The organism is Sphingosinicella sp. (assembly GCF_052387495.1).
Lineage (GTDB): Bacteria > Pseudomonadota > Alphaproteobacteria > Sphingomonadales > Sphingomonadaceae > Allosphingosinicella.
Genome location: NZ_JBQTJC010000007.1, coordinates 24239 through 35432, shown reverse-complemented (window position 1 = coordinate 35432; position 11194 = coordinate 24239). Strand labels below are relative to the sequence as shown.

At 67.8% G+C, this 11194-nt stretch carries 14 protein-coding genes; 13 read left to right on the top strand and 1 reads right to left on the bottom strand.

The genetic code is table 11. The features are described 5' to 3' along the window. The 11 genes from sufB to ACT4N8_RS00595 all read left to right on the top strand — a co-directional run. Nucleotides 1-1231, top strand: a 1231-nt coding sequence (gene sufB, locus ACT4N8_RS00645; RefSeq protein ID WP_444856201.1) for a Fe-S cluster assembly protein SufB, incomplete at its 5' end; no start/stop codon positions are given. Then, the gene (locus ACT4N8_RS00640; RefSeq protein ID WP_444856200.1) at nt 1228-1488 is read left to right on the top strand and encodes a hypothetical protein; all 261 of its coding nucleotides are present in this window, start codon (nt 1228-1230) and stop codon (nt 1486-1488) included. The genes sufB and ACT4N8_RS00640, both read left to right, overlap by 4 nt. Continuing rightward, nucleotides 1481-2317, top strand: coding sequence for a Fe-S cluster assembly ATPase SufC (gene sufC, locus ACT4N8_RS00635; RefSeq protein WP_444856199.1), 837 nt, complete (start codon nt 1481-1483; stop codon nt 2315-2317). Before ACT4N8_RS00640 ends, sufC begins: the two co-directional genes overlap by 8 nt. Next, complete coding sequence (locus ACT4N8_RS00630; RefSeq protein WP_444856198.1) at nt 2318-3388, top strand: SufD family Fe-S cluster assembly protein; 1071 nt, start codon at nt 2318-2320, stop codon at nt 3386-3388. Then, nucleotides 3388-4590, top strand: a complete 1203-nt coding sequence (locus ACT4N8_RS00625; protein WP_444856197.1) for a cysteine desulfurase — start codon at nt 3388-3390, stop codon at nt 4588-4590. Before ACT4N8_RS00630 ends, ACT4N8_RS00625 begins: the two co-directional genes overlap by 1 nt. Further along, the gene (locus tag ACT4N8_RS00620; protein ID WP_444856196.1) at nt 4587-5057 is read left to right on the top strand and encodes an SUF system Fe-S cluster assembly protein; all 471 of its coding nucleotides are present in this window, start codon (nt 4587-4589) and stop codon (nt 5055-5057) included. The genes ACT4N8_RS00625 and ACT4N8_RS00620 overlap by 4 nt, the downstream gene beginning before the upstream one ends. After that, nucleotides 5054-5413 carry a HesB/IscA family protein gene (locus tag ACT4N8_RS00615; RefSeq protein WP_444856195.1) on the top strand — a complete coding sequence of 120 codons (360 nt, stop codon included), beginning with the start codon at nt 5054-5056 and terminating at the stop codon, nt 5411-5413. The genes ACT4N8_RS00620 and ACT4N8_RS00615 overlap by 4 nt, the downstream gene beginning before the upstream one ends. Before the next feature lie 32 nt (nt 5414-5445). Then, nucleotides 5446-6444, top strand: coding sequence for a DUF4424 domain-containing protein (locus ACT4N8_RS00610; protein WP_444856194.1), 999 nt, complete (start codon nt 5446-5448; stop codon nt 6442-6444). 17 nt (nt 6445-6461) lie between these two features. Beyond that, on the top strand, nt 6462-7136 hold the full coding sequence (locus ACT4N8_RS00605; RefSeq protein ID WP_444856193.1) for a pyrimidine 5'-nucleotidase: 675 nt from the start codon (nt 6462-6464) through the stop codon (nt 7134-7136). Beyond that, nucleotides 7133-7954, top strand: a complete 822-nt coding sequence (gene dapD, locus ACT4N8_RS00600) for a 2,3,4,5-tetrahydropyridine-2,6-dicarboxylate N-succinyltransferase (protein ID WP_444856192.1) — start codon at nt 7133-7135, stop codon at nt 7952-7954. The genes ACT4N8_RS00605 and dapD overlap by 4 nt, the downstream gene beginning before the upstream one ends. Before the next feature lie 101 nt (nt 7955-8055). Then, the gene (locus ACT4N8_RS00595) at nt 8056-8961 is read left to right on the top strand and encodes a DMT family transporter (RefSeq protein WP_444856191.1); all 906 of its coding nucleotides are present in this window, start codon (nt 8056-8058) and stop codon (nt 8959-8961) included. Here ACT4N8_RS00595 and ACT4N8_RS00590 read toward each other — a convergent pair. Beyond that, nucleotides 8930-9400 (bottom strand): TlpA family protein disulfide reductase, encoded by a 471-nt coding sequence (locus ACT4N8_RS00590; RefSeq protein WP_444856190.1) that lies wholly within the window; start codon nt 9398-9400, stop codon nt 8930-8932. The two genes, ACT4N8_RS00595 and ACT4N8_RS00590, sit on opposite strands and share 32 nt — an antisense overlap. 148 nt (nt 9401-9548) lie before the next feature. On the opposite strand from ACT4N8_RS00590, the gene argH reads away from it, so the two are divergent. Continuing rightward, nucleotides 9549-10925 carry an argininosuccinate lyase gene (argH, locus tag ACT4N8_RS00585; RefSeq protein WP_444856189.1) on the top strand — a complete coding sequence of 459 codons (1377 nt, stop codon included), beginning with the start codon at nt 9549-9551 and terminating at the stop codon, nt 10923-10925. After that, nucleotides 10922-11191, top strand: a complete 270-nt coding sequence (locus ACT4N8_RS00580; RefSeq protein WP_444856188.1) for a hypothetical protein — start codon at nt 10922-10924, stop codon at nt 11189-11191. The genes argH and ACT4N8_RS00580 overlap by 4 nt, the downstream gene beginning before the upstream one ends. Nucleotides 11192-11194 lie beyond the last annotated feature (3 nt).

Below are 11194 nucleotides of genomic sequence, written 5' to 3'. Positions count from 1 at the left end.
TTTCCAGGACCTCTACTACTACTCCGCACCCAAGAGCACCGAGGGGCCGAGGTCGCTCGACGACGTCGATCCGGAGCTATTGAGAACCTACGAGAAACTCGGCATTCCGTTGCGCGAGCGCGAGATCCTGCTCGGCGTCAAGGACGGCGCCCCCCGAGTTGCGGTCGATGCGGTGTTCGACAGCGTCAGCGTCGCCACCACTTTCCGCGAGGAACTGAAGGCCGCGGGCGTCATCTTCCTGTCGATCAGCGAGGCGATCCGCGAACATCCCGAGCTGGTGCGGAAATATCTGGGCAGCGTCGTCCCGCAGCGCGACAATTATTATGCCTGCCTCAACAGCGCGGTCTTCTCCGACGGCACCTTCGTCTATGTGCCCGAGGGTGTGCGCTGCCCGATGGAATTGAGCACCTATTTCCGCATCAACGCCGAGAATACCGGCCAGTTCGAGCGCACCCTGATCGTCGCCGACAAGGGCAGCTACGTCTCCTATCTCGAAGGCTGCACCGCGCCGATGCGCGACGAGAACCAGCTCCACGCGGCGGTGGTCGAGCTGGTCGCTCTGGACGACGCCGAGATCAAATATTCGACGGTCCAGAACTGGTATCCGGGTGACGCCGAGGGCAAGGGCGGCATCTACAATTTCGTCACCAAGCGCGGCATCTGCAAAGGCGACCGCTCAAAAATCTCGTGGACGCAGGTCGAGACCGGCTCGGCGATCACCTGGAAATATCCGTCCTGCATCCTCAAGGGCGAGAACAGCGTCGGCGAATTCTATTCGGTCGCGCTCACCAACAACCGCCAGCAGGCCGACACCGGTACCAAGATGATCCATATCGGCGCGGGCAGCCGCTCGACGATCGTCTCCAAGGGGATCAGCGCGGGCCGATCGAACAACACGTATCGCGGGCTCGTCCGCGTGCTCGGCAATGCCGAGAACGTCCGCAACTTCACCCAGTGCGATTCATTGCTCTTGGGCGATCAATGCGGCGCCCACACCGTCCCCTATATCGAGGTCCGCAACCCGACCGCGCAGATAGAGCATGAGGCGACCACCTCGAAGATCAGCGACGACCAGCTCTTCTACGCGATGAGCCGCGGCCTGGCCGCTGAGGACGCGGTCGCCCTGATCGTCAACGGCTTCGCCCGAGAGGTCCTCCAGCAGCTCCCGATGGAATTCGCCGTCGAGGCGCAGAAGCTGCTGGGGATCAGCTTGGAGGGGAGCGTGGGATGAGCGAAGCAATCACTCGCTTGCTGACACTTGCGCACAGCCGCGGCTTGGTCAGCGAAGAGGCCGACTGGTCGAAGGCGAAGGTTCACCACTTCACGACAGTAATGCCTTCGGACATCCGCGCCGCTGGCGAGGCCGATCTGGGGCTCGATTATTATCGGCAAGATTCCGATACGCATTATGCCTTCGACGAAGGCTTCATTGATCGGGAAGCAAAGGTCGCGGTCTCGTTTCCCTTGGAGACTCAAACCCGTGCTTAAAATCGAAAACCTCCACGCCACCGTCGACGGCAAGGCGATCCTCAAGGGGATCAGCCTCACCCTGAACCCGGGCGAGATCCATGCGATCATGGGGCCGAACGGGTCGGGCAAGTCGACCCTGTCCTACGTCCTCGCCGGGCGGCCGGGCTACGAGGTGACGGAAGGGTCGGTCACGCTGACCCTTCCTCGTCATTGCGAGGAGAGAAGCGACGAAGCAATCCAGGCTGCGGCGCCTGAGGCTGGATTGCTTCGCTCCGCGCGCAATGACGAGGAGGTCATCGACCTTCTTGAACTCGATCCGCACGAGCGCGCCGCGAAGGGCATGTTCCTCGGCTTCCAATATCCGGTCGAGATTCCGGGCGTCTCCAACGTCCAGTTCCTGCGCACCGCCCTCAACGCCCAGCGCAAGGCGCGGGGCGAGGCGGAGCTTTCGGCGGGCGATTTCCTCCGCCTCGCCCGGGAGCAGGCCGATGCGCTCGGGATCGATTTCGAGATGATGAAGCGGGCGGTCAATGTCGGCTTCTCGGGGGGCGAGAAGAAGCGCAACGAGATGGTGCAATTGGGGATCATCGATCCGAAGCTCGCCATCCTCGACGAGACCGACAGCGGCCTCGACATCGACGCGCTCCGCATCGTCGGCGAGGGGATCAACCGGATCATGCGTAAGCCCGACAAGGCGGTGCTGCTGATCACCCATTATCAGCGGCTGCTCGAGATCGTGGAGCCCGATTTCGTCCACGTCCTCGCGGCGGGGCGCATCGTCCGCTCGGGCGGGCCGGAGCTGGCCGAGGCGCTCGAGCGCGACGGCTATGCGGCGGTGGCGGCGTAGATGCTGCTCGACCTTCCTTCGAACCGCAGCGAAGGCTGGCGCTGGAGCGACCTTTCGGCGCTGCCGGAGCTGAGCCAGACGGAGCCGACGGGGCGTGTGCCCGACGCACTCCCGTGGATCGAGAGCGAAGGCCCGCGGCTGTTGTTCGTCGACGGGCGGCTCGACGAAGCTCGGAGCCGGCTGGGGCCGCTCGAGATCGGCGACGTGGCGGTCGAGACGCGCCATCCGCTCGGGCGGCTCGCGGGCCGGGCCGGCTGGTCGCTCAGGCTCGGCCGCGATCATTCGCCGCCGGGGCTGGTCCAGATCGTCCATGTCTCGACCGGTGCCGCCGATCATCTCGCCGGCGAGATCATGCTCGATGTCGATGCGCAGGCCTCGGTGGTCGAGAGCTTCGTCGGCGCGGGCTGGGCGAACCGGCTGACCGGGATCACCCTGTTCAAGGGCGCGCGGCTGATGCTCAGCCGGCGCATCCTCGGCGCCGACGGCTTCGTCAGCCTGACCGACCAGGCCGATGTCGGCGAGGGCGCTAGCCTGATCGCGGCGACGCTCGCGCTGGGCGGCCGCGACACGCGGCTCGATGGCGAGATCGATCTGGCCGGCGAGGGCGCCTATGCCGAAGCGGCCGGCGCCCTGCTCGCCCGCGGGCGGCAGCGGCACGACGTCAATCTCGTCGTCCGCCATCTCGTTCCCAACGGGACCAGCCGCCAGGTCTGGCGCTCGGTCGCGGACGACAAGGCCGCCTGCTCGGTCGCCGCCCGGGTCGAGGTCGCCCGCCACGCCCAGAAGACCGACGGCGAGCAGAGCCTGAAGGGGCTGCTCCTCTCCCGCTCGGCGACGATCAACGCCAAGCCCGAGCTGGAGATTTTCGCCGACGACGTGAAGTGCGCGCCCGGCGCGACAGTCGGCGAGCTCGATCGGGCCGCGCTTTTCTATCTCGAAAGCCGGGGCGTCACGCCGGACGAGGCGAAGGGCCTGCTCACCCGCGCCTTCGTCGCTGACGCGCTCGACCGGATCGGCGAGGAGGCGGTGCGCGAGGCGTTCTATGCGGATGCGGAAGGGTGGTTCGGCTGATGGACGCCGCCGTCGCCACCCGTCCGCTGGACTGGCTCGCCGATTTCCCGGCGATCCCCGAGGGCTGGGCCTATCTCGACAGCGCCGCGACCGCGCAGAAGCCTGTGCCGGTGATCGAGGCGATCACACGCGCTTATGGCGTGAGCTACGCGACCGTGCATCGCGGCGTCTACCAGCGCTCGGCCGAGATGACTTTGGCCTTCGAAGCCTCGCGGCGGCGGGCGGCGGAGTTCATCAACGCGGCGGCGCCGGAGGAGATCGTCTTCGTCCGCGGCGCGACCGAGGGGATCAACCTGGTCGCGCAGAGCTGGGGCAAGGCGAACCTGAAGCCCGGCGACCGCATCCTGCTTTCGACGCTGGAGCACCACAGCAACATCGTGCCCTGGCAGATGACCGGGGCGGAGATCGACGTGGTGCCGCTGACCGACGACCATCGCATCGATCTCGACGCGATGGCGGCGATGATCCGGCCCGAGCATAAGCTGGTCGCGCTCGCCCACGTCTCGAACGTGCTCGGCTCGGTGCTCGACGCGAAGCGGGCCGCTGACATTGCGCACAGCGTCGGCGCCAAGCTGCTGCTCGACGGCTGCCAGGCGGTGCCGCGCATGCCGGTCGACGTGCGCGACCTCGACTGCGACTTCTACGTTTTCTCCGGCCACAAGCTCTACGGGCCGACCGGGATCGGCGTGCTCTGGGCGCGCCACGAGATTCTCGACGCCATGCCCCCGTGGCAGGGCGGCGGCGCGATGATCGATAAGGTGACCTTCGCGCGCACCACCTACGCGCCGCCACCCGCCCGCTTCGAGGCGGGAACGCCGCACGTCGTCGGCGTGCTCGGCCTCCATGCCGCGATCGACTATGTCGAGGGGATCGGGCTCGACGCGATCGCCGCGCACGAGGCGGCTCTGGTGAACGAAGCGCGCGACGCTCTGCGCGGGATCAACTCGGTGCGGCTGTTCGGACCGGAGGATTCGGCCGGCATCGTCAGCTTCGCCGTGGAGGGGGTGCATCCCCACGACATCGGCACCATATTGGACGAGAGCCAGGTCGCGATCCGCGCCGGCCACCATTGCGCGCAGCCCTTGATGGACGCGCTCGGCGTGGACGCGACGGCGCGGGCGAGCTTCGGGGTCTATAACGGCAGGCGGGACATCGCGGCTCTGGTCCGCGGCATCGAGCGGGTGACGAGGATTTTCGGGTGAACCAGGAACGCAGGATCGAGACCGAGGAGGTCGGCGCGGTGCCGCCGCCGCCCAGGGCGCGCGTCGAGGAGGCGCGCGAGATGCTCGAGCGCAAGAAGGACTATCTCGAAGGCTTCCTCGCCCAGAAGCCGGCGCCGGCGGAGCCCGCGGGCGCGGAGCCGGGCGGCGATCTCTACGAAGCGGTGATCGATGCGCTCAAGGAAATCTACGATCCCGAGATTCCGGTGAACATCTACGATCTCGGCCTGATCTATCATGTCGAGATCACGCCGGAGAACCACGCCAAGGTGAAGATGACGCTGACCACGCCGCACTGCCCGGTCGCCGAATCGATGCCGGGTGAAGTCGAGTTGCGCGTCGGCGCGGTGCCGGGCGTCGGCGACGCCGAGGTGGAGCTGGTCTGGGATCCGCCCTGGGACCCGCAGAAGATGACGGACGAAGCCCGGCTGGAATTGGGAATGCTATGACCGTTGAAACGAAGATTCGCGCGCGCCCCGCCGCGGTAGCGCTCACCGCCGCCGCCGAGGCGCGCATCGCCGAGCTCATGGCCAAGGCGCCGGACGGCTCGATTGGCGTGAAGCTGTCGACGCCGCGCCGCGGCTGTTCGGGTCTCGCTTATTCGGTCGATTATGTCGCCGAGGCCCAGCCCTTCGACGAGCGGATCGAGACGCCCGCCGGCCCCTTCTTCATCGACGGCGCCTCGGTCCTCTATCTGGTCGGCTCGACGATGGACTGGGTCGAGGACGATTTCGCCGCCGGCTTCGTCTTCGACAATCCCAACGCCAAGGGCGCCTGCGGCTGCGGAGAGAGCTTCACCGTTTAGGGGCGCCGATCGAGGCGCGGGGAGGGGGACATATGCGTCGATTGCTTTGGGCAGTCGCGGGCCTTTGCGCGCTGGGCGGCATCGCCGCGCATGCCAACGACAGCACCGCCGAGAACGGCGCCGGCGGCCTCGTGCTCACCAAGACCGATGCGATCGACATGGTCTCGGAAGACCTCTACGTCTCGCCGAGCCAAATCCGGGTCCGCTACGTCTTCCGCAACCGCACCACGGCGCCGGTCCGCACCACGGTCGCCTTCCCGCTGCCGGATCGCAACCTCGCCGAGCTGAGCGAGGGCGACAGCGCCTGGCCGGCCGACTTCTCGACCCGGGTCGATGGGCGACCGATCGCCATGCAGGTCGAGCGGCGAGCGATGCTCGGCACGACCGACCATTCGGCGCTGCTCCGCGAATTGAACGTCCCGATCGCAGAGGACAATATCGTGGTCGCCGCCAGCGAGGCGGTTGCGCGGCTCAACCCTTCCCAACAGCAGCGGCTGGAGCGGCTCGGTCTAATCGAGGCTTTCGGGCAGGGGAGCGGGCGATATTACGAGCCACGCTGGACGGTCAGGGAGACCTGGCACTGGGAGCAGGCCTTTCCGCCCGGCCGCGACGTCGTCGTCGCGCATGAATATACGCCCGGCGCGGGCGGCACGGTCACGACCGGCCTCGCCAACCGCGAATATCGCGAAGGTGAGGGCGGGCGCGAGCAGATCGCGACCTATTGCATCGACGACGATTTCCTCGCCGGCGTCGACCGTCTCGGGCGCCAATCCGGGCAGGAGGGCGCGCTCTACGCCACCATCGCCGAGCAGTGGGTGAGCTATATCCTGACCACTGGCGCCAACTGGCGCTCGCCAATCGGCGAGTTCCGCCTCGTCGTCGACAAGGAGCGGCCGGAAAATCTGGTCAGCTTCTGCGGTGAAGGCGTGCGGCGGATCAGCCCGACCCAGTTTGAAATGCGCCGACGCAATTGGCGTCCGACCCAAGACCTGCGCGTGCTTGTCCTGCGCCCCTATCGCTACGACGAATGAGGCGTTAGTCGGCGCCCATGCATCCCGACCTCGCCGGCATCGACAGCTGGATCTTCGATCTCGACAACAGCCTCTATCCGCACAGCTGCAATTTGTTCGAGCTGATCGACATCCGAATGGGCGAATATATCCAGCGGCTGCTCGAGGTGGACGCCACCGAGGCGCGGCGGGTGCAGAAGGGCTTCTTCCACGAACATGGCACGACGCTCGCCGGGCTGATGGCACATCACGGCGTCGATCCGCACGAATTCCTCGAATTCGTCCACGACATCGATCTCGCCCGCGTGACCGCCGATCCGGGGCTGGTCGCGGCGCTCGACCGGCTGCCGGGGCGCAAGTTCGTCTTCACCAACGCCAGCGAGGGCTATGCCCGGCGCGTGCTCGACCGGCTCGGCCTCGCCAATGCCTTCGACGGCATGCACGATATCCACGCCATGGCCTATGTCCCCAAGCCCGATCCGTCCGGCTATCGCGCGATCTGCGATCTCCATGGCATCTCGCCCACGAGGGCGCTGTTCGCCGACGACATGGTCCGCAATCTCGCGCCGGCCAAGGCGATCGGGATGACCACGCTCTGGGTGGACAACGGCTCGGAGCAGGGGCCGGTGGACCGCGACGCCGATTTCGTCGATCACCGCGCGGCAGACGTCGCCGGCTGGCTGGAGCAGGTGCTGGGAGAGGAAGTGGCATGAGCGCGGAGCTCAAGAGGATCATCGAGGCGGCGTGGGAGGCGCGCGACGGCATCGGCCCGACGACCACAGGCGAGGTCCGCAACGCGGTCGATACCGCGCTCGGCATGCTCGACGATGGAGAGGCGCGGATCGCCGAGAAAGGCGAGGGCGGCTGGATCGTCAGCCAATGGCTCAAGAAGGCCGTCCTCCTCTCCTTCCGCCTGAACGACAACAGCCTGGTCGGCGGGCCGGGAGGGACGGCCTGGTGGGACAAGGTGCCGTCCAAGTTCGAAGGCTGGGGAGAGTCCCATTTTCGGGACGCCGGCTTTCGTGCGGTGCCGGGGGCGATCGTCCGGCGCGGCGCCTATGTCGCGAAGGGCGCGGTGCTGATGCCGAGCTTCGTCAATATCGGCGCCTGGGTCGGCGAAGGGACGATGATCGACACTTGGGCGACGGTGGGAAGCTGCGCCCAGATCGGCCGGAATGTGCATATTAGCGGGGGCACCGGGATCGGCGGCGTGCTGGAGCCGCTCCAGGCCGGGCCGGTGATCGTCGAGGACGATTGCTTCATCGGCGCCCGCTCCGAGGTGGCCGAGGGCGTCGTCGTCGAGCAGGGCGCGGTGATCTCGATGGGCGTGTTCATCGGCGCCTCGACCAAGATCGTCGACCGCGCCACCGGCGAGGCGAGCTACGGCCGAGTGCCGGCTTATTCGGTGGTCGTGCCCGGAACGCTTCCCGGTAAGGACGGCGGCCCCGGCCTCGCCTGCGCGGTGATCGTCAAGCGCGTCGACGCGAAGACGCGGTCGAAGACGGGGATCAACGAGCTGCTGCGGGACTGACCGGCGCTCATAAGCCAGCTTTATCACTTTGAGCGCAGCTTTCGTGACGCTTTGCGCGCCGGAGGCCCTATCTCGGCGCCATGACGACGCAGGCGCCCGCGATGAACCGCCAGGACTGGGCGATTCTGCTCGCCCTGTCGGTGATCTGGGGCGGGTCATTCTTCTTCATCGAGGTGGCCCTGGGCTCATTCGAGCCGCTCAGCCTCGTGTTTGTGCGCGTGGCGATGGCGGCAGGCTTCCTGTGGCTATTCCTTGCGATGAAACGGGAGCGGATGTCGCTGCCCCCGGGCGCGGTCTCGACCCTGCTGATCCTCGCGCTCCTGAACAACGTGATCCCCTTCATCCTGTTCGCCGAGGCGCAGCAGGAGATTACCGGCGGGCTCGGCTCGATCCTCAATGCGACGACGCCGATCTGGGGCGTGATCGTCGCCCATCTCTTCACCGCCGACGAGAAGGCGACGCCCGGCAAGGTCGCCGGCGTGATCCTCGGCTTCGGCGGGGTCGCGGTGATGATCGGCGTGGATGTCCTAGCGGGGATCGGTGCGAACGTGATCGCCCAGCTCGAATGTCTCGCCGCGACTTTCTGCTACGCGCTGGCCGGGGTCTATGCGCGGCGCTTCAAGGCGATGGGCGTGCCGCCCGTGGCGGTGGCGACCGGGCAGCTCACAGCCTCGACCTTGGTGCTGCTGCCGCTCGTGCTGCTGTTCAAGCCGCCTTGGGCTGCCGCGATGCCGACCGTGCAGGCCTGGGCGGCGCTGGCCGGGCTGGCGCTGGTCTGCACCAGCTTCGCCTACATTCTCTATTTCCGCCTGCTCGCCTCGGCGGGAGCGACCAATTCGCTGCTCGTCACCTTCCTGATCCCGATCAGCGCGATCCTGCTCGGCGTATTGCTGCTCGGCGAGGTGATGGCGCCGCGCCATTTCGCCGGCATGGCGCTGATCGGCCTCGGCCTCGCCGCGATCGACGGGCGCGTGTTCAGCCGGCGTCGGCCTCCCGCAACAGCCTAGTCGTCCGTTCGTCGCCCCACTCGGCCATGACGGTCATCCGCCAGACCTCGCGCCCCTGGGCGTCGTAAAGAATAGTGGTGGGGAGCGTGTCGATGCGCAGCGCCGCCATGAAATCGAGGCGGGAATCGAGATAGGGCTGGAGGCGGCGGAAATTGCGCGCGGCGAAGAAGCGGGTGACGCCGTCGCGGCCCGCCATGTCCTGACTCAGCGCAAGCACCTGGACGCGCTCGCCCTCGCGCTCGGCGAGCGCGTCGAGCGACGGCATCTCCACGACGCAGGGCCCGCACCAGGTCGCCCACAAATTGACCAGCACCGGGCGGCCGCGGAACGCCGCCATCGTCACCGGGCGCCCTTGCGGGTCCTCGAAGCTCGTCGTCGGCGCCGGCGTCCCGGCCCGCGAGCGGTCGAGCCGGCCAGTCGGATAGGCCTGTTTGGGCATGGCATCCGCGCGGGCGCTGTTGGCGGCTACCGGTCCTTCGCCTTGCGGAGCGGGGGCGGTTTGCCTATCGCATCCGGCCAGCGCCAGGCCCAGGCCGAGGGCAGGGAGAAAAGAGATTACGAGCCGCAAGGACCAGGACTCCAACGCGATGTGGGGCGGGCGCTTCGCGGAAGGGCCCTCGGCGATCATGCGCGAGATAAATGCCTCGATCGGCTTCGACAAGCGGCTCTGGCGGCACGACATCGAAGCGAGCCGGGTCCATATCGCGATGCTGGCGGCGCAGGGCATCGTCGATCAGGCCGACGCCGATGCGATCGAGGAGGGTCTCGACAAGATCGCTGACGAATATGAGACCGGGGGCGTTCCCGAGGATGCCGCGCTCGAGGACATCCACATGCACGTCGAGGCGCGGCTCGCCGAGCTGATCGGCCCGGCGGCCGGGCGGCTGCGCACCGCGCGCTCGCGCAACGATCAGGTCGCGACCGATTTCCGGCTCTGGGTGCGCGACGCGATCGACGTCGCCGAGCAGGGGCTGGCGGCGCTGCAGCGGGCGCTGGTCGCGCGGGCCGAGGAGCAGGCCGAGACGGTGATGCCGGGCTTCACCCACCTCCAGTCGGCCCAACCGGTCACCCTTGGCCACCATCTCATGGCCTATTACGAGATGCTGCGCCGCGATCGCTCGCGCTTCGCCGATGCGCGGGCGCGGATGAACGAATGCCCGTTGGGCTCGGCCGCGCTCGCCGGCACCGGCTTTCCGGTCGATCGCGAGGCGGTGGCGCTCGCGCTCGATTTCGACCGGCCCACCGCCAACTCGCTCGACGCGGTTTCCGACCGCGACTTCGCGCTCGATTATCTGATGGCCGCGTCGCAATGCGCGTTGCATCTGTCGCGGTTGGCGGAGGAGCTGGTGCTCTGGGCGAGCCAGCCCTTCGGCTTCGTCAAACTGTCGGACAGCTTCTCGACCGGCTCCTCGATCATGCCGCAAAAGCGCAATCCCGACGCGGCCGAGCTGGTCCGCGGTCATTCCGGGCGGATCATCGGCGCGCTGACCGCGCTCTCGGTGACGATGAAGGGCCTGCCGCTCGCTTATTCGAAGGACATGCAGGACGATAAGGAGCCCGTCTTCGAAGCGCACGATCTGCTCTCGCTCAGCCTCGCGGCGATGGCGGGGATGATCGAGACCGTCAGCTTTGACGCGGCTCGGATGCGCGCCGCCGCCGAGACGGGCCATGCCACCGCGACCGACCTCGCCGACTGGCTGGTCCGTGAGGCTGAAGTGCCGTTCCGCGAGGCGCACCACATCACCGGCCGCGCCGTCCGTCTCGCCGACGAGCGCGGGGTGCCGCTCTGGGAGCTGCCGCTCGACGCGCTGCAATCGATCGATGCCCGCATCGGCGAGGGGGTTTTCGCGGTGCTTTCGCCCGACGCCTCGGTTAAGAGCCGCAAGAGCTTCGGCGGCACCGCGCCGGGGCAAGTCAGGAAGCGGATCGAAGCGGCGAAGAAAGTGCTGGGGATCGAGACATGAGGCGGTTCGCTTTTCTCGCGCTGGCGCTGGCGCTGGCGCTGCTCGCCTCGGCCTGCGGGCTGCGCGAGCCGCTCCAGCCGCCGCCGGGCCAGAGCCTGCCGGTCGCTCCGGCCGCGGCCGCCGAGCCGCCGACCGCCGAGGCTTTGCTGACCCCGCCGCCCATCGCCCGCCCCGAGCGGGTCGACGAGCTGGTCCGCCGCTCCGAGGAACGCGAGGACGACCGCTTCGATTTGCCCCCGCCGGACGAGCCGGAAGGGCCCGAATAAGGC